Below are 18,263 nucleotides of genomic sequence, written 5' to 3'. Positions count from 1 at the left end.
AAATAAAGAATAGATAGATCATTTAATCTACAGGTAGATCATCTCGATATACTTTTTCTTTTCTTTCATGTTGTTCTTGGGCTTCAACAGACATTGTTGCAACAGGACGAGCTTCAAGGCGTTTTAAGCTGATAGGTTCTCCTGTTACTTCACAATAACCATAGCTGCCATCGTCTATTTTGCGCAATGCTTGCTCAATTTTTGATAATAATTTTCTAGCACGATCGTGGGTTCTAAGCTCTAAAGCACGATCAGTTTCAGAGCTGGCACGGTCGTTAAGGTCAATATCCGCAGGGCGATCTTGAGATAAGTGGTTTAAGGCTTCGGTAGAGTTGTTAAGTATCGAATCACGCCAGGCTTCTAGTTTAGCTTTGAAATATGCTTGTTGACGAGGATTCATAAACTCCTCATCATCAGAAGGTTTGTAGTCATTGTTAAATGATAACGTGTTCATATATTATGCACCTATTTTTGGCATATAGAAAAATAATATGGTATAAAAAACTATCCTTACTATCTGATTTTTAAGGGTTATAATATTAACAGCTCTTTACGCCAAGGAAAAAATGTATTTTAAATGAAAAAAAAATTAATATACGAAAAAAAATGAGATAAATTCACAAGGTAAACTTTTCATTCATTTTAAAAAAAATGCAACAAAGCTAAAAAAAAGCTTGTGATTCCATAGATAAGGGGTCATATAGTAACGCAAGTATGACACTAGTCATTTTTTCCATGGAATATAGAGTAACTTTGAGAAATTTGATTAAGCTACGGTTTAAATTAAATGCTCTTTAAGTTATATCGGATTATATTCTAATTTCGAATTCTTTTGGCCCAAGGGGGCATTTATGCCCAACAGGCTATCTACTGGTTAAGGGGTACGTTGATGAACGCACTTGCTCAACTGGGGATGGTCTCGGAAACTCCGAGAAATAACCAGGTTTCGGGCGATCTTGCACATGATATGGAAGATCGTAAAGATTATTTTATTGTTAGAGACGGTATGCGTTTCGCGGGGACGCATTTACTTGTGGATCTATGGGATGCCACGAATCTAGATTCTCCTGAAGAAATTGATCGCGTGTTACGTGAAGCTGCTATTGTTGCAGGCGCAACAATTTTGCACAGTCATTTTCATCATTTCTCTCCAAATGGTGGGGTTTCTGGGGTGGTTGTATTGGCTGAGAGTCATATTTCGATTCACACATGGCCAGAGCGTAACTTTGCTGCTTTGGATATTTTTATGTGTGGTTCGTGTGATCCATACACATCGATTCCTGTATTGCAACGTTTCTTTAAACCAGAACGTATCGTTTTGGATGAGCAAAGACGCGGCAAAGAAAATCTCTAAGAGTTGATTATTATCAACTATATTTACAGATGAACCAAGGCTGGGTAAGTTATGATTGCCCGGCTTTTTTATGCTTTAAATTATTTTATACGGAGCAATAAGATGTCTGAAAAATGGATAGATGAAACACTTTACGATACTTGGAAGCAAAGCTTTCGTGTTGATAAAGAGTTGGCTCGTAAAAAATCTGAATTTCAAGATATTCAAATTATCGAAAACGAATTTTATGGGCGTGTGTTGTTACTTGATGGGGCTACACAAATTACTGAAAAAGATGAATTCGTTTACCAAGAAATGTTAGCACATGTACCATTACTGACGCATGGAAATGCTAAAAATGTTTTGATTATTGGTGCTGGTGATGGTGGTGTTTTACGTCGCGTATTACAACATCCTGAGGTTGAAAAAGCCACAATGGTTGAAATTGATGGAGATGTTGTCGCGTTATCAAAAGAATTTTTACCCAAGATATCTGCGGGTTGTTGGGATAATCATAGAGCAGAAGTTATCATTGGTGATGGTATTCAATATGTTGCTGATGCGAAAGACGAAAGCTTTGACGTTATTATCGTAGATAGTACAGACCCTATTGGTGTTGGAGAGGTTCTTTTTACTGATGCTTTTTATCGTGACTGTGCACGTATTTTGACACCACAAGGGTTAATTGTTAATCAATGTGGTGTTCCGTTTATGCAAGCAGATGAGTTGCGTGAGACCAGTTTACGCCGTGCTCAATTTTTTGATTACGTTTCTGCTTATGTTGTTGCAGTACCAACTTACATCGGTGGATTTATGACCTTGGGCATTGCTGGTAAAGGGGATAATCATACGAAACAGCGGGTTTCTGTTATTGAGGAACGTGCGCAAAAAGCAAATATTTTAGGTCACACTCGATATTGGTCACCCGAAGTACATACAGCATCTTTTTGTTTACCTCCTTATATTCAAGAACAGTTACCTTAATTTAAGAATAGGGGAAAATCGGAAAGTTATAGATCGTTCGAGAATTCCCTATATAGAAATTGGTTAAGAAGGTTGTATAATTTTTTAATTTGATGAGCATATCGTTTGACTCATAGAAATTGCCTAAGCACACAATCTTCTTAATATACATACAGATTATATAGTGTTTGATCTGAACAAACCTATAAAAACTATCATAATTCATAGGTTTAAAAGCTGATATTATAACTTAAGATTACAAAATCTATTGCGATTCTGAATCAAGTAATAAACATTCAAAATTTAATCTGCCGAATTCAAATCAATATATCCATTGTAGTTATTCCTTAATTTTAATTTTGTAATTTTACAGTTTATGTCATGGTAAATTCATTTTATTGAAAAATAGAGCATATTAGCTATAGTAAATTGTAAATTAGATTAAATATTTTATAATTTAATATTATGTTTTGAAATCGTTTGGTATTTATTGAATAATATAGATTGTCGTTTTTTTCATATTGTTTTTCAAAGGATAAAAGGAGAAAATAATGAGTCAGGTAATTATCCTGTTGTCCGCATGCATTATGATTTTAGTAATGATTTCTATTTTTTATTCTTTATGGGATATTTTACTAGGTCGTTGGTCAGAAAAGAAACGAATACAAAATCAGATAGATGATCAAAACGAGTTTGATAATAATTAAATTATGTGATTTTAATATATAATGACTGATATGAATATTAGAAAAAAACAAGTCTGTTATAAAATTGGGCTTATGCGTCATCCTCCTGTCGATGTTCCTGTGGGTTTATGTTATGGGCATATGGATGTTCCTTTGAAAGAACATTGGGAGCAATATGCTATTTTACCTGATAATTTTCAAAATATAACAATTTATGCTTCCCCTTTATCTCGATGCTTAAAATTGGCACAAAAAATAGCCGAAAAATATCAACTTTTTTGTAAAACAGATAACCGTTTACTTGAGTTTCATTTTGGCCATTGGGAAGGAAAACTATGGGATGATTTACCAAAAGAATTAATTGATGATTGGGCTCAAACACCTTGGAAATGGCAGGTTCCTGGCGGTGAAAGTGGACAAATACTCTATGATAGAGTGTTAGAGCTTTGGACAGAAATTCAACAAAAACAAGAAAATGTATTGATTGTCTCACATGCAGGCCCATTACGGTTATTACGACAAGTTGCTCTTGGTAAATCTGTAGAGTTGCTAGGAGAGTTACCCGAGTTTGGCAAATTAGAAATCTTTGATTTTAAACTGTAAAAATTGTGCTGGTAATTAAAATACCAGTAGCAACAAGCGTTTGTATCGCTCCCAAAATATCGCCTGTATAACCCTCAATATGTTTTTGTGCGTATAGCGTGATTCCAGCAGAGATAAGTGCTGATAGTATTATATAAACTATTGCTGCCATCCATGGAGTTAATGCGAAAATAAGGAGTAATGTTGATAAGATGGCGATGAGGATAGAGGAGCGAGGAATATTGACTAACGAACTGGCAAGTCCATTAGAACGCGCAGGTTGACTGCAACAAATTGGTAATAAGATTGAAATGCGCGAAAGAACGGCCGTAATGATTAAAACCATTGTAGCATATGTTGTATTATAGCGTGCTAGAAAAGATAATGCACTAACTTGCAAACCTAATATAATAAATAAAGTTAAAACTCCATAGCTGCCTAAACGGCTATCTCGCATAATTTCTAATTTATGCTCCTTATTTTTGCCCCCGCCAAATCCATCGGCCATATCGGCCAAGCCATCTTCATGCAATCCACCAGTAAGCAAAAATTGAATCCCTAAAATCAGGAAAGCAATAATCCAAGCGGAAGGAATAAGATGGCAAGTAAGTTTAAAAATAATGCTGATAATTAAGCCAATAATTAAGCCTACCCACGGCCATGTCCAAATGGCACGACCAAAAGAGAATGGAAAGTCTGACCGATAAAGCCATTGGACGGGTAGGCGTGTAAAAAAAGATAGCCCACAATAAAGATCAGCGTGAATTTTTCTTAGAACTATTATCATACTTGAGGAGGGGGGAGACCAGCATCTTTGAAACTGTTCATGCCTGTATAACAAGCCAAAGCCCCTTTTAAAATCGGAATAATGGTTGCTGCACCTGTTCCTTCTCCCAGACGCATATTAAAGGCGATCAGAGGGTAAAGCCCCAGATTACCAGCTAGTAATAAATGCCCTTTTTCAGCAGAAAGGTGGCTAATTTTGGTATGTTCCAACCCTGTTTGATTTAATTTTTGCAATGCGGCAACGGCTGCTGTGCAAACAAATCCATCCAGTAAAACAGGGATATTTAAATGACGGGCGGCCAACACTGCACCGAGTAGCGCTGCATGCTCGTACCCACCCAAACGTCGACAAACTTCTAGAGGATCACCAAGAGCTGTCTCATGCAAAGCAAGAGCTTTATCAACAGCTTTTTGCTTGTTATCTGTATGTTCTGTTGCCGTGCTTGTACCTTTGCTGACCCATTGAGCCCCATCTCCACCATATAAAGCTGCACTGAGTGCTGCGGCAATAGTAGTATTCCCAATGCCGACTTCACCCAAACAAAGTAAGTCAATATTAGGGGTCACTGCGTTGTATCCAGCTTTAACGGCTTGTAAAAACTGTTTTTCTGTCATCGCTGGTGCTTGGCAAATATTCTCTGTAGGGTCTAAATTATTGACGGGAATAACGCGCAATTCTACGTTGGCATTTTTTGCAAGTTGATTAATAGCAGCCCCCCCTTGATTAATTTGGGCAATCATCATTTCAGTAATATTTGAATGATAAGGGGTAACGTTCTCCGCTGTAACACCGTGATTACCAGCGAAAATGATGATACAAATACGATCCAAGGTTGGTATAGATTTTTTTTGCCATGCAGCTAACCATCCAACAAGGTTTTCTAATTCGCCCAGACTTCCAGGGGGTTTCAATAAAGTTGCCTGACGTTTATAGGTCGCTTGTTCGCTAGCGTCATCTTTAGCAGGTAGCTCGGTACATGCTTGGCGTAATTGATCTAATGTTTCAAAATTTTTCATGGTTGTAATGCAATACTATGGAAAAAACAGCCTGTAATATGGTTTCGCCGTCCACCCTCTGCCCCAATAGGGTTTCCTGTGCCGTCGGTAAGCGTAGCATAAGCAAGATCATGCCCAGGGTCAATAACAGTGGCATAATGAAACTCATGCCCGTGTATCAATTCTTGTTTAGGTGTATTCAGGGTTGCCTTGCGATAGCCCAGATGCATCTTACGTTTTTCATAGCTACATGAATGGCTTAATAGCCCCAGCATGTGATGAGAAACACCATCTTTATCAACTAACCTATTTCCCATCACCATATAGCCTCCGCATTCACCGTGTACAGGACGTGTAAGGGAAAAATGCTGCATACCTTGGATGAAGTTTGTTTGATTTGCAAGTTGCCCTGCATAAAGTTCAGGATAGCCTCCAGGAAGCCAGCAAACATCACAGTGCTCGGGTGGAGCTTCGTTATTCATAGGAGAAAAAAAGTGAATGTTTGCTCCTTGGTTTATCCATCCATCAAGAATATGTGGATAGATAAAACTAAAAGCGATATCTTTTGCAATGGCGATATGCTGTCCGAGTGGTAGTAAGGCAGTAACGGGTGAAGTTTTAGGAATAGTAATTGTCGTATCAAGATTGAGTAATGCGTTAATATTAATATGTTGTTCCGCAATATCAGCAAGGTGATTTAAATGTTGATCTAAATCATGATGTTCTTCGGCTTGAATTAACCCTAAATGTCGTGCAGGCAAATGCAAAGATGGATCGCGTGGAATTGATCCCAGCACAGGAATATGAATGCGTTTTAGTGCGGCCTCGGTGCTGGCAAGGTGGCGAGGAGAGGCAACATTATTTAAAATAACCCCTTTGACTTGAATATTTGGATTAATATTGGCAAAGCCATAAGCAATAGCAGCAGCAGATTGGGCTTGTCCTGTAACGTCCATTACTAAAATAACAGGCAGTTTATAACGTTCTGCTAAATCTGCTCCACAACCGCGTTTGCCATTTTCAGTTTCAATACCGTCAAAAAACCCCATTGATGATTCTATGATGGTTATGTCAGTATCGTTAAGCGTAGAAGCAAAAAGATAATCCAGTAAATCAGGTGGCATTGCCCAGCTATCTAGATTAAAAGAGGTGGCTTGTGTTGCAACACTATGAAAGGCGGGATCAATATAATCTGGCCCTGATTTTGCCGCATGTACTTTGATATTTCTGCGTCGCAAGGCAGTTAGTAACCCCAAGGTGATTGTGGTTTTGCCACTGGCAGATTTCGGGGCAGCGATAATGAACCCCTTTGCGTTTTGTTCAGAATGCGTCATAGTTTGCTTTATAGGAAATTAAATGAACCAAGAGAATAAACAATTACGATATGGATGGACAACGGGAGCTTGTGCAACAGCTGCTGCCAAAGCTGCTTATCATGCCATACATAATGGTTTTTTCTTGGATTGTGTAGAGATTACCCTGCCACAAGGTAAAAAAGTTACTTTTTTTCTGTTAAAAAAAGAAATTATTAGTGCCAATTGTGCGATTGCATCGGTGATTAAGGATGCAGGTGATGATCCTGATGTCACACACGGCGCAGAAATTATAGTGCAAATTAAAAAGAGAGCCAAAGGTGAAGGTATTGTTTTTAAAGCAGGTGAGGGTGTTGGTACGATTACTAAGCCTGGATTACCTTTGGCTGTTGGTGAGCCTGCAATTAATCCTGTGCCCAGACAAATGATTTGCAATGCTTTGGCAGAAATTACAGCTGATCCTGATGCTGAGGTGACCATTGGAGTGACGAATGGTAAAGAAATTGCCCTAAAGACAATGAATCCGCGTTTGGGAATCTTGGGTGGGCTGTCTATTCTAGGGACGACAGGAATTGTTGTGCCGTTTTCTTGTGCGGCATGGATTGCCAGTATTCATCGTGGGATTGATGTAGCACGTGCAGAGGGAATAGATCATTTAATTGCTTCGACAGGCAATGTATCGGAAAGAGCTGCGCAAAAACTGTACGATGCTCCTGAAAGTGCTTTGATAGAAATGGGTGATTTTGCAGGTGGAGTTTTAAAATATATTAAAACCCATCCTGTGAAAAAGCTAACATTGGCTGGCGGGGTTGCGAAAATGACTAAACTCGCCCAAGGGCATTTGGATTTACACTCTAAACGTTCCTCTGTGGATCTGAACTTGCTAGTTGAATGGGTGGTACAGCTTGGTGCTGATGAAGATCTAGTATCTCAGATAAGAAAAGCCAATACTACGGCTGAGGTATTTTCTTTGTGTCAGGGAATAATTTCTTTGGGGGACTTTGTTGCTGAGCAAGCATTAAAAATAGCTCAGCAAGTGCTTGATCCTGTATCTATAGAGTTAGAAATACTCTTATTTGATCGGCAAGGACAATGCCATGGTATAGTGGCGAATGGTATTCATTTATCTTGATATTTTAGATTCAAACGGATGTTGGTATCTCTCGTTTTTTAAGGTTTTCCTCTACACGTTCATGCCACTCTTTTATGACTTTTGTAGTATCGGCATCACTATTAGCACATTTTTCCAGAGTTCCTCTTGGTTGTGGTAATTTTTCTCCCCACAGCTCCCAATCTAGAACTCTAATTGGTTGTCTATGTACAATCCATTTTGTCTTCGAATCTTCATCTTCATGTAGCTCATATGCTCCACCGATGATTTGAACTAATGCTATTAATCTAGCATCATTTTTTATTGCTACTATATCGTTTATAGACATATCATTCTTGAATTGTGATATAGCAATTTCCCCTTTTTCGCTTTTCCCATTGGCCTAGAACTATAAATTTATTATGTTCGAGAATGCTACAAAGATATTTATCAGCATAGGATGTATCATCAGGGTGCATTTGCATGTACCAGTAAGTAATCATTTTTGCTATCCTATTAATTTGAAAAAATAAAAACAGGTTACTTTGTTGTGTTGATTACAAAACAAGTAGTAAATCCTAGTGTTTTTTCAAATTTATCAATAAAAACTTGCAACTTTTACTTTTTAAATAACTTTAAACCGTCGTTGATATTCGATACTATATAGCGCACTTTCGGTTACATGTTGATCATGTAAAGCACGCCCTACCATAATCAGAGCAGTGCGCTCGATAGGTTGTTGGTTGAACTGCTCAAGTATCGTGCCGAGGGTTCCCTTTAAAATCTGTTCATTTTCCCAAGTGACTCTGGCGGCAATTACAACAGGACAATCTGTTCCATAAAATGGGACTAAGCGTTCAACGATTTCCTCTAGACGATGAATTGCCAAGTGTAAAACCAAGGTGCAACCTGTTTTGGCAAAGTTTTCTAAAGTTTCAGATGCAGGCATGGTTGAAGCTCTGCCTGAAATGCGGGTTATTACCACAGATTGAGCGACTTCTGGTACTGTAAGTTCTTTTTCTATCAAAGCAGCAGCGGCGGCAAAAGCGGGAACACCAGGCGTTAAGGTATAGGGAATATTATGCTTTTGCAGACGGCGAATTTGCTCAGAAACGGCACTATAAACGGACAGATCTCCAGAATGAAGGCGAGCAATATCTTGGCCTGCTTTATGCGCTTTGATATATTCTGCTTCAATTTGATCAAGATTTAGTGGAGCTGTGTCAATCAAAGTGGCATCGGAAGGGCAGAAATCTAACATTTCCTTGGGGACAATAGATCCTGCATAGAGGCATATAGAACTTTCAGAAAGGATTTTATGCCCACGTAGGGTTAATAAATCCACAGCACCAGGGCCAGCACCAATGAAATGAACAGTCATGAAGGGTCTCCTTTAAGGGCTACGGAAAAACTAACTTTGTTATAAATGATTTTAGGGATCAGTAAATGATCATTTTGACCCATCATTGCTAAGACACAGGCTTCGGCAACAGCGCCTAGTCCAATATGGTGTGCTGCCATAGGGGAATAGCTTTGGCATTGAGGTTGCAAATTTTTTAAGGTTTCATAGGAAATATAATGCACAGGAGCATCTATTAGAGTTTGTAATTGAAGTGTATTTTGATCTTGCTGTTTAAACGCGGCAAGCGCCAAGGTTATTAATGTATATTGATGTTGTTTTAAAAAACAATCTAAAGTTTCTTTTAGACTAATCGCAGTGCTTTTTTTGGAGAATCCCATGCCGATGATAGCAGGTTGTAAGTGCGTCATAGTGTGTCTGACGGTTTGACAACAACATATTGAGTAATGGCACGGGCAGGTTTAAAGCCGTGATATTGCCCCAATGGTTCGTAATGCTCTATATGGAGGCGAGTAATTTCGCCGCCCCATTCTTGTTGGGCTTTAAATAGTAAGCTATCACCTTCGATTGTTACAGAGTTGATGACTAACCTTCCCAATGGTTGTAGAGCGTCCCAAACGGTTTCTAGTAATTGTGGTGAGGTTAATCCTCCACCAATAAAAATAGCATTCGGCCTAGGTAAATTCTGTAATGCTTCAGGGGCTTTGTCTTCAATGATTTGTAAGGATGGCACGCCCAGTTCAACTGCATTTTCTTTTGCACGTTTGGCACGATCAGCGTGTGGTTCTATGGCGATTGCTTTACAAGTAGGATGGCTTAAGATCCATTCAATCGCAATAGAGCCAGACCCAGTGCCAATATCCCATAATAATGCACCTGGATAGGGTTGTAGTGCAGATAACGTATTGGAACGAATAGCTTGCTTTGTCAGTTGACCATCATTGTTAAACCAATGATCTTCTCGCCCATGTGTAAAAGGTAAGGGAATAAAATTATCTAATTCAAGCGCAACCATATTTAAAGGATAGATATTATTAGGGATGGGGGTGTTTTGAGAAAGTTGATGGATATTTTCGTTAGGCCCACCAAGAGCTTCTAAAATATAAAAATTTTTATAGGATATGCTCCATTCTTGTAGCTTTTGATGTATTTGATGGGGTGTTTGCGAATCAGCGGATAAGATCAATAATCGTCGATAAGGAGTTAAGGCAGGACGTAATGTTTCTATGGGACGTCCACATAAAGAAACCGTTTGGATATGTTGTCCATGCCAACCAAGTGCATTGCAAGCTAATGTATAAGAGGAAATGGCAGGAAAGCTTTCCCATTCTTTATGGGTTAAATTATTTATAGCTAGAGGGCCGATACCATACCAGAAAGGATCTCCGGATGCTAAAATTACTACGGGGCTTGGTTTTACTTCTATCATAGCTTGTAAAGAGTGTTGAATTGGATTGGACCAGGTTTGTTTTTCCCCATTTATCAACCTATCAGCAAGGGTAAGGTGACGTTTTCCGCCGATAACTAGGCTAGCTTGTTGAATACGTTTTTTTGCGGTGTGGCAAATTTGATCGATACCATTTTCACTAATGCCAATAATACTTAAAAATGCTTTAACAAAGTCATTATTTTTCATTTCAAATAAAAACGCCTCTTATTGTAACATAAAACATGTATGGTTTATATGATGTATTATTCTATTTATCTAATTTTTAATAAAATAGCTTAATAAAAATATTAACATGTTTTTTGATAGAATATGTTCATGTTTTTTGTGCCAAACTGGACTGTCAGCTAAAGGATAATCAAGGTTTTTCCAGATTTTATAAAATATCACCAATTCGCTATTTAAGCAGCTCATATGGGGATAAATTCTTCTTAGAAAGCTTATATTCTTTTTTTATACACTGGTATTCGTTTTGTATATAGCTTACTATAACGTATAGTTACCTAGATATGTTATTGAATAGATGTATAAAATTCAGAAAAAAATTTTATTATTAGGAGGAACCACAGAAGCCTCTAATTTTACTAAAAACGCTGTTAATCAAGATAAATTTAATATTTTTTTTTCATTGGCTGGTGTAACTAAAAATCCAGTTTTACCACCACAGGTTCAAATAAGAATAGGTGGATTTGGTGGGATGATAAAAATGGCAGAATGGATTAAAAATCATCATATAGATGCGATTATTGATGCCACTCATCCTTTTGCACAACAAATTACCCGAAATGCTTATCACGCTGCACAAATAACAAATACTGCTTTTTTACGTTTAGGACGACCAGCTTGGGTTAAAGAAAACGGGGATATTTGGTGTGAAGTTAACAGCCCACAAGATGCAGTTACAGCATTAGGTCAGTATCCTAAAAATGTTTTTGTAACAATTGGGCGTAAAGAGCTACTTACTTTTAAAGAATGCAAGATACCGCATCATTATTGGATACGCAGTGTTGATAGGCCAGAAGACATATATATCCCTGATAATGCCCAGCTTATTCAGGCTAAAGGGCCATTTAGTGAAGCAGATGAAATCGCATTTTTAAAGCAATATCAAATTGATTATATTATCAGTAAGAATTCTGGTGGTAAAACAGTTTATGCAAAGATTAGTGCAGCTCGAAAATTACATATTCCTGTTATTCTAATTCGAAGACCAAGCATGGAGCCTATGCCATGTATGTATACATGGCAAGAGGCTTATCAATGGGCTTTGAATATATAATTATAAACCCAAAGATGACAAATTAGGATAATTATCAGGTCTGACCCCTGGTTGCCATAAAAATTGACGTTCAGTTTCTTTAATCGATAAATCGTTGATACAAGCAAATCTTTTGCTCATTAAACCATATTCATCAAACTCCCAGTTTTCATTTCCATAAGAGCGAAACCAGTTTCCATGATTATTATGCCATTCATATGCGAAGCGAACGGCTATTTTATGATCTGTAAAAGCCCATAATTCCTTGATTAAGCGGTAACCCAGTTCAGATTGCCATTTTCGGGTAAGAAATTGAATAATTTCTTGACGACCTGTAATAAACTCCGAGCGATTGCGCCATTGACTATCTATTGTATACACTAAGGCTATCTTTTCTGGGTTTTGGTTATTCCAGCTATTCTCTGCCATTCTTACTTTTTGGGTGGCAGTTTCTAATGTAAAAGGAGGCAAAGGAGGGCGTTGTTCAATCATTTTGCTGGATTGTTCCATTCAATAACCAGATCAGTATTTTCACGATTTTTCTCAATCAGTTGTGCATTGGGTTCATCAGTTTGTTCAACCCAAGCTTTGGCTTCCTCTATGGAGCGGCCAAAATAATGATGGCGTTCAACCAAACGTTGTTGTCGATCAGAAACTGGAGCTGTTACAAACCATTTCTCATCAAAAATTGGTGATAAAGTTTTCCATTCGCCTTGTGAAAGTAATAGATAGTTTCCTTCGGTAATAATTAAAGGAATATCAGAAAAAATCGGGATGGATCCAGCAATAGGCTCTTCGATAGTACGATAAAATTCAGGTGCATATATAATCTCACCAGCTTGTTGGTTTTTTAACCGCTCAATTAGAGATTTATATCCCCAAACATCAAAAGTATCGGGGGCACCTTTGCGTTCTTTGCGTTTTAGACGTTCAAGTTCTTTGTTTGAAAGATGATATCCATCCATTGGAACAATCATAGAGATATCTGCAAGCGCTTCGTGCAGTAATCTTGCAACCGTTGATTTGCCAGAACCTGGCGCCCCTGCAATAGCGAGTATTGTACGCTTTTTCTTTTGTGCCAAAGTTTTGGCACGATTAATATATTCTTGAGCTAGAGCAAGTCCTTCAACAGGGTTTTCACTGATACTTCCCATGATGGTATCCTTTTCAAACGTTCAATTTGTTTTAGAATAATACAAATTTGAAAAAGTAAAAGTTATTCTTATGAAAAGTTTTAATGAAGTTGTTTGACAAGAGCTTAAGTATTTATTGTATTAAATCATATCGCAAGCAACCTAATATTTGACGTTTATAGTGTAAAATAAGGTATAATAAAATTGGAGATTACTGCTGATGAAGTATGATTTTCTAAAGTAATCTTTTTTCTATTTCGTTATCTATAACAGAGGTCAATATGAATATTACCAAAAAAGAGCAAAAAATTATTCAGCGAGCTCTTACAGAGTGGGAATCTCATGGCGATCTTTCTTCTGAAAAAAGACAGCAATTATCTGACAGCTTAAATATAGCAACGTTTGATTGGAAACGTCTTAGTCGTTATAGTTTTTGGGCCGCTTCTATTTGCATAGTGGTTTCAATGGGAAGCTTGTTTGCTGATTCGTTTTTAATGGAATATTTAGGTCGATTTATCAATTATTTGAATAATTTTGTTCTCTATGTAATTGATAACGTATTCGTAATACGTATTTTGTTTCCAACCCTAATTGCTTTGGGATGTTATGGTTGGGGTTTTTACAGACAACGATCTCAAGAGCAATGGCATTATAGTACAGAAGCCATTTTATTTTTTGGTGTTGTGTTTACAGCTTTAGCAATCTCACAATTAGGCGTGGCCTTAGATAATGGCAGTGGTCATATCGCACCACTCTTTTTAATTGGATGCATAATCTATGGTTTAATAGGGTTCGTTGCACGTTCAGGGATGATATGGTTATTTTTTCTTTTATCTCTTGGTAACTGGTTTGGTTTAGAAACAGGGTATATGTCAGGTGGGGGAACTTATTGGCTAGGAATGGGATATCCTATTCGGTTTGTCTTATTTGGAAGTGTATTGTTATTCCTTTGTTTTGTTACGCAATCACTACTACAACAACGTCATTTATTAACGATCAGCAAAATAATGGGATTACTTTATTTATTTGTTGCCTTATGGATATTGTCGATCTTTGGAAACTATAGTTTTAATGAGTGGCATAGGTTACATCAAACAGCATTATTGCCGTGGGTTATATTATTCTTTTTAGCATCGTTGCTTTGTATTTATATTAGCCTTAAAACAGATGACGGTATGTTAAGAGGCTTTGGATTAACCTTTTTAGGAATTAATATATATACGCGTTTTTTCGAATATTTTTGGGATAATATGCATAAAGTTATATTTTTCTTAATTCTTGGGATATCACTAGCAATTATTGGCCGTTACGCTGAGAAAATTTGGCATACACAAAGTAAAAATTGTGAATAATTATTTGGAATAAATTGTGTATAATAGGGAACAATATGATGGATTATATGGCGCCATGCGGATTGACAAAGTAAAATTTTATACTTTGATATACATAGACTTAATCATTTTATTGAAGGTCCAGCAGTTACAATATGATATAAATGAATATGTTTTTCTGATGGAAAATAGATACAAGAACATTTATCACCAACAGTGATTATTAGTGATAAATGTTTTTTTAATAGTAATTAATTTTTGTTTTTTAAAAATTTAATAAATATAAGTTTTCTTTGTTATTAAAAGACAACATTTGTATGCACACCGAATACAACAGCATCATTATAAAGATTTTTATATGCGCCAACTTTATGAAAATATTCGAAAACGGGCATAATTTTAATTCCTTTATAAGCTGCAATTCCATAGTTTAATTCGAATACCATGGCATTTGATTGTGCTGAAATGGCGTTATTGAGTAAGCTATAACTGCCATTTTCCATGAACATGTCCCCTTGTGACATCTGATATTTTTGTGCACCTCTCAGTGAGCGGGGAATGGTGTAATATGTCATCATAAAACCAATTTGATCATAGGGTCTGGCATGCCAAAATCCACGGTCGAGAAAACCGATATTATAATAATCTTTAAAACTGCTTGTTGATGGAGATTGATGCCCCCAATTGCCTAATATATATAAACCATGAGTTTCCATAGGATCATTACGATGGATCATTTGCCCAAACATTATCCAATATTGAGTGGCACTATCTTGTTTACCTGATTCTGTGACTTGTGAAGACCAAGTATCAAATTTACTGGTATCGTAACCTCCACCAATACGGTAATATCCATCTAACTGATTTTTCCCAAATTTGGGATTGTAACCAAATTCAACAGGGATAAATGCACCTGTTGCGTGCTTTGTTCCCCATGAAACTCCTGCGGGTCCCCCTTGACCTGTATCTCCAAAAGGGGAACTTTCATAGGCACCAACTTGGAAAGTAAATTGATCAGTAATATTATATAAAATCCGTCCTGCCCATACGTTATTTGGCCATGCAGAATATCCTTGTTGTGCACCCATGCTGGTCATCTGACTACAAGTCGCTGCCGTTACATATTCACAGGCAAACGGGCTGACCGCAAAGTCGCTTCCCACGTCATAGCGGCCTATTTTAATATTGATTTTATTATTCCATAATGCTTGTTCAGCATATAAATTATATAAACGTAAAAAACGACCATTACTGCTGCCATAGATTTCTTGAGTATTCATATATGGATCGCCAACATAATCTGCACTGGTATTACGTCCAGCTAAATTCATAGCGATTAAATGGGTAGAAAACCCTTTCCAACCAATAATTTTTTCCCAGTCAATATCTAGCGTAAATTCAACTTCATGCGCGTAATCAGCCCCCTTTTTTTTGCCACCTCGAACCACGCCTGTTGTTTCAGAAATCCAATTAAGGCCAAATTGAATACCATATTGTTCTAGATATTTATTAGCACCTTCAGAAAAAAGGGCTTCATCGGGATCATAAGCTGTATCAATATGATAAGGTGTTGCTTCTGTAGGTTCATTGTTTTTTACAACTGATGTTGAATCCTTAGATTCTTTCGTCGCGCTTTTGTCTGCATCAGCTTTAGATTGTGCATATGCGCTGGGAAAACTGCAGCCTAATAAAAAGGCGGAATATATATACATAGTCTTAAAACAATATTTAGTAACCATACAGAACAACCTATGAAAAAACGTAATATTTATAAATAAAGTAGTATTGTTAATAGTATTAATATAAAAGTAACATTTTCGTAATTTTTTTCAAATTTATTTTATTAAAATTTCAAAAATTAATTGCTAATTGTAATATAATTGCAATATGGATTATTCGATTTATATCGTTACAAAATTTAACGGAATAAATTCAATTAAATATATCATGTACAAACAGATAATATCGCCTACATTATAAAATTTATATCCCTAATTAAAATGGATTGATAATAAAGTATATTTTCAATTTAAATATGCATTACCCTTTGTAATTGTTGCTTTGGTTGAGTGCAGCCTACATAATTCTGGTCCTGTTATAACTTCTGCTGCATCTGCTGGTATATCTGCTTCTAGTGAGACATATCGATAAGCAGAAAAAGGACGTCTGGGAACCTAATGGGGTGAAAATGTTTCTTCTGCTGTGACAAATGTCAATACACAGCGTATGACTGCTCAACCAATCGCAATAGCCAGTATATATTACAGTGAAACAACACCAAAAGATTATTGGCAAAGAGTAGATATGGTCTATTTGCAGAAAGTGAATTTAGATATTGAAAAAGAAAATGGAGGTCGTTTTAAAATGGCATATACAGCACCCAATACGTATCAGTTAAAAGCAAAAGAAGGCCAACGTTATAAGCTGTATTTTTATAATAGTGATGACAAACAGTCTTATTAAATTATTGCGACAGTTGATGGTATTGATGTGCTTTCAGGACTAAAAGGCTCTGTTAAAAATGCAGGGTATATTATTTATCCCAATCAGTCTTTGACGATCGAGGGTTTTCGTAAAAGCAGTTCAGATGTTGCATCCTTTCGTTTCTCTAAGCCACAAGACAGTTATGCAGCGCATTCTGTAGCAGGAGATATCAATAATACAGGTATTATTGGGGTGGCTATATATCCAACAATACAAAATGTCGTGAAAGATTGTCGCCAACAAGCTTTCCCACAAGATAATGGATATGCACCAGGCCTTATCGTAAATAATTTTTTGTGATCTAAGAATTGCATTTTTTGAGCTCTTTCCTTCAGAGAATAAAAACAGTAAGCTGTGTAATCCACAAACTTACTGATAAAGACAGGACAAACAGATGCAATCCACTCGTGTTCCAGCAACCATCATTTCTGGTTTTTTAGGTGCAGGTAAAACCACATTACTGCGTTCGTTAATGGAACAAGCTTCTCATAAAAAAATTGCGATTATTGTCAATGAATTTGGTTCTTTGGGAATTGATGGGGATATTTTAAAAAATTGTGGTGTCCCTGGTTGTACCGAAGAAAATATCGTAGAGCTGGCCAATGGATGTATTTGTTGCACGGTTGCCGATGAATTTCTACCCACGATGGAGGCTCTGCTAGACCGTAAGGATCCTCCAGAACATATTATTATTGAAACCTCTGGATTGGCATTGCCAAAACCTTTGATCAAAGCGTTTAATTGGCCCAGTATTAAAACCAGAATGACGGTTGATGGGGTCGTAACTTTGGTGGACTCTCCCGCAGTATTGGCTGGGCAGTTTGCAGATGATCCTGATGCAGTGGCACAACAACGTGCTGCTGATCCTTCTTTGGACCATGATAATCCATTGCATGAAGTATTCGAAGATCAACTTTGTTCTGCTGATTTGGTTATTTTAAACAAAATTGATTTGATTACGCCTGAACAAGCACAACAACTCACCAAAGATATTCAAAAGGAACTCCCTAAAGCTGTGAAGATTATTCATGCGTCACACGGGAAAATTGATCCAGAAATTATTTTGGGAATTAATGCCGCTGCCGAAGATGATTTGCATTCTCGACCTTCTCATCATGACGCAGAAGGCGAAGATCATGAACATGATGATTTTACAAGCTTTGTGGTGACGATCCCAACGACAGATAACCCAGAAAAGTTGGTTCACAAGTTAATTCAATTAGCGAACACACATGATATTTTACGCATTAAAGGTTACGTGAATATTGCGAACAAACCGATGCGTTTAGAAATCCACGGTGTAGGTCAACGGTTTAACTATCATTTTGATCGCGCATGGCGTGCAGATGAAAGTCGTGAGAGTAAATTGATTATCATTGGGGAAACTGGGATAGATCAAGAAGCTATTCGATTGGCGTTACAATAGTTTTTAATCAGCTTTTGCGATTATCAAACAAACATGAAATAGCTATAATGCTTAATTTATTTGATGAAAGATTGA

Annotated in this window: 21 protein-coding genes; 10 read left to right on the top strand and 11 right to left on the bottom strand. The window is 37.0% G+C overall.

Features of this window, described 5'->3' with window-relative positions; all coding sequences use genetic code 11:
• Window positions 1–22: 22 nt before the first annotated feature.
• On the bottom strand, window positions 23–454 hold the full coding sequence (gene dksA / locus COMX_RS09435) for an RNA polymerase-binding protein DksA (protein WP_034340519.1): 432 nt from the start codon (window positions 452–454) through the stop codon (window positions 23–25).
• Between the two features lie 435 nt (window positions 455–889).
• Between dksA and speD the strand changes: the two genes are divergently transcribed.
• From speD to COMX_RS09420, 4 genes are all read left to right on the top strand, one after another.
• A complete protein-coding gene (speD, locus tag COMX_RS09430) occupies window positions 890–1,354 on the top strand; it encodes an adenosylmethionine decarboxylase (RefSeq protein WP_034340517.1) in 465 nt (154 codons plus the stop codon).
• Window positions 1,355–1,456: 102 nt separating this feature from the next.
• Window positions 1,457–2,317, top strand: coding sequence for a polyamine aminopropyltransferase (gene speE / locus COMX_RS09425; protein ID WP_034340515.1), 861 nt, complete (start codon window positions 1,457–1,459; stop codon window positions 2,315–2,317).
• A gap of 530 nt (window positions 2,318–2,847) precedes the next feature.
• A complete protein-coding gene (locus COMX_RS11125; RefSeq protein WP_161631862.1) occupies window positions 2,848–3,003 on the top strand; it encodes a hypothetical protein in 156 nt (51 codons plus the stop codon).
• A gap of 21 nt (window positions 3,004–3,024) precedes the next feature.
• On the top strand, window positions 3,025–3,585 hold the full coding sequence (locus COMX_RS09420) for a histidine phosphatase family protein (RefSeq protein WP_084051597.1): 561 nt from the start codon (window positions 3,025–3,027) through the stop codon (window positions 3,583–3,585).
• Here the strand turns inward: COMX_RS09420 and cobS are convergent.
• From cobS to COMX_RS09405, 3 genes are read right to left on the bottom strand one after another with little or no spacing between them, the layout of a single operon-like run.
• Window positions 3,575–4,351 (bottom strand): adenosylcobinamide-GDP ribazoletransferase, encoded by a 777-nt coding sequence (cobS, locus tag COMX_RS09415; protein WP_051462088.1) that lies wholly within the window; start codon window positions 4,349–4,351, stop codon window positions 3,575–3,577. The genes COMX_RS09420 and cobS overlap by 11 nt on opposite strands.
• A complete protein-coding gene (locus COMX_RS09410; RefSeq protein WP_034340511.1) occupies window positions 4,348–5,367 on the bottom strand; it encodes a nicotinate-nucleotide--dimethylbenzimidazole phosphoribosyltransferase in 1,020 nt (339 codons plus the stop codon). The genes cobS and COMX_RS09410 overlap by 4 nt, the downstream gene beginning before the upstream one ends.
• Window positions 5,364–6,680, bottom strand: a complete 1,317-nt coding sequence (locus COMX_RS09405) for a cobyrinate a,c-diamide synthase (RefSeq protein WP_034340508.1) — start codon at window positions 6,678–6,680, stop codon at window positions 5,364–5,366. The genes COMX_RS09410 and COMX_RS09405 overlap by 4 nt, the downstream gene beginning before the upstream one ends.
• Before the next feature lie 22 nt (window positions 6,681–6,702).
• On the opposite strand from COMX_RS09405, the gene COMX_RS09400 reads away from it, so the two are divergent.
• Window positions 6,703–7,791 (top strand): cobalt-precorrin-5B (C(1))-methyltransferase, encoded by a 1,089-nt coding sequence (locus COMX_RS09400; protein ID WP_034340505.1) that lies wholly within the window; start codon window positions 6,703–6,705, stop codon window positions 7,789–7,791.
• A gap of 10 nt (window positions 7,792–7,801) precedes the next feature.
• On the opposite strand, the gene COMX_RS09395 is transcribed toward COMX_RS09400, so the two are convergent.
• From COMX_RS09395 to cbiE, 4 genes are all read right to left on the bottom strand, one after another.
• Window positions 7,802–8,098, bottom strand: a complete 297-nt coding sequence (locus tag COMX_RS09395) for a hypothetical protein (RefSeq protein WP_200867639.1) — start codon at window positions 8,096–8,098, stop codon at window positions 7,802–7,804.
• A gap of 276 nt (window positions 8,099–8,374) precedes the next feature.
• On the bottom strand, window positions 8,375–9,130 hold the full coding sequence (gene cobM, locus COMX_RS09390) for a precorrin-4 C(11)-methyltransferase (RefSeq protein WP_034340502.1): 756 nt from the start codon (window positions 9,128–9,130) through the stop codon (window positions 8,375–8,377).
• On the bottom strand, window positions 9,127–9,519 hold the full coding sequence (locus COMX_RS09385; protein WP_034340499.1) for a cobalamin biosynthesis protein: 393 nt from the start codon (window positions 9,517–9,519) through the stop codon (window positions 9,127–9,129). The genes cobM and COMX_RS09385 overlap by 4 nt, the downstream gene beginning before the upstream one ends.
• Window positions 9,516–10,745, bottom strand: a complete 1,230-nt coding sequence (cbiE, locus tag COMX_RS09380; protein WP_034340496.1) for a precorrin-6y C5,15-methyltransferase (decarboxylating) subunit CbiE — start codon at window positions 10,743–10,745, stop codon at window positions 9,516–9,518. The genes COMX_RS09385 and cbiE overlap by 4 nt, the downstream gene beginning before the upstream one ends.
• A 334-nt stretch (window positions 10,746–11,079) precedes the next feature.
• Here cbiE and COMX_RS09375 point away from each other — a divergent pair, with 334 nt between their 5' ends.
• Complete coding sequence (locus tag COMX_RS09375) at window positions 11,080–11,835, top strand: cobalt-precorrin-6A reductase (protein ID WP_034340494.1); 756 nt, start codon at window positions 11,080–11,082, stop codon at window positions 11,833–11,835.
• On the opposite strand, the gene COMX_RS09370 is transcribed toward COMX_RS09375, so the two are convergent.
• Together COMX_RS09370 and COMX_RS09365 are read right to left on the bottom strand one after the other, a co-directional pair.
• Window positions 11,836–12,324 carry a nuclear transport factor 2 family protein gene (locus COMX_RS09370; protein WP_235176859.1) on the bottom strand — a complete coding sequence of 163 codons (489 nt, stop codon included), beginning with the start codon at window positions 12,322–12,324 and terminating at the stop codon, window positions 11,836–11,838. It abuts the gene before it with no gap.
• A complete protein-coding gene (locus tag COMX_RS09365; RefSeq protein WP_034340490.1) occupies window positions 12,303–12,968 on the bottom strand; it encodes a nucleoside/nucleotide kinase family protein in 666 nt (221 codons plus the stop codon). Before COMX_RS09365 ends, COMX_RS09370 begins: the two co-directional genes overlap by 22 nt.
• 260 nt (window positions 12,969–13,228) lie before the next feature.
• On the opposite strand from COMX_RS09365, the gene COMX_RS09360 reads away from it, so the two are divergent.
• On the top strand, window positions 13,229–14,299 hold the full coding sequence (locus COMX_RS09360; RefSeq protein ID WP_034340487.1) for a hypothetical protein: 1,071 nt from the start codon (window positions 13,229–13,231) through the stop codon (window positions 14,297–14,299).
• 278 nt (window positions 14,300–14,577) lie between these two features.
• Here the strand turns inward: COMX_RS09360 and COMX_RS09350 are convergent, their stop codons facing one another.
• Entirely contained in the window at window positions 14,578–15,990 is a 1,413-nt protein-coding gene (locus tag COMX_RS09350) for a carbohydrate porin (protein WP_034340482.1), read from the bottom strand.
• Between the two features lie 490 nt (window positions 15,991–16,480).
• Between COMX_RS09350 and COMX_RS10775 the strand changes: the two genes are divergently transcribed.
• From COMX_RS10775 to cobW, 3 genes are all read left to right on the top strand, one after another.
• Window positions 16,481–16,741, top strand: coding sequence for a hypothetical protein (locus COMX_RS10775; protein WP_051462087.1), 261 nt, complete (start codon window positions 16,481–16,483; stop codon window positions 16,739–16,741).
• A 27-nt stretch (window positions 16,742–16,768) separates the two neighbouring features.
• The gene (locus COMX_RS10770; protein ID WP_051462086.1) at window positions 16,769–17,062 is read left to right on the top strand and encodes a hypothetical protein; all 294 of its coding nucleotides are present in this window, start codon (window positions 16,769–16,771) and stop codon (window positions 17,060–17,062) included.
• A 94-nt stretch (window positions 17,063–17,156) separates the two neighbouring features.
• Window positions 17,157–18,188 carry a cobalamin biosynthesis protein CobW gene (gene cobW, locus COMX_RS09340; protein ID WP_034340479.1) on the top strand — a complete coding sequence of 344 codons (1,032 nt, stop codon included), beginning with the start codon at window positions 17,157–17,159 and terminating at the stop codon, window positions 18,186–18,188.
• The last annotated feature ends 75 nt before the right edge of the window (window positions 18,189–18,263 follow it).

The sequence above is a fragment of the Commensalibacter papalotli (ex Servin-Garciduenas et al. 2014) genome (genome assembly GCF_000527695.1).
Lineage (GTDB): Bacteria > Pseudomonadota > Alphaproteobacteria > Acetobacterales > Acetobacteraceae > Commensalibacter > Commensalibacter papalotli.
This window is presented reverse-complemented; position numbering and strand designations above follow the sequence as displayed.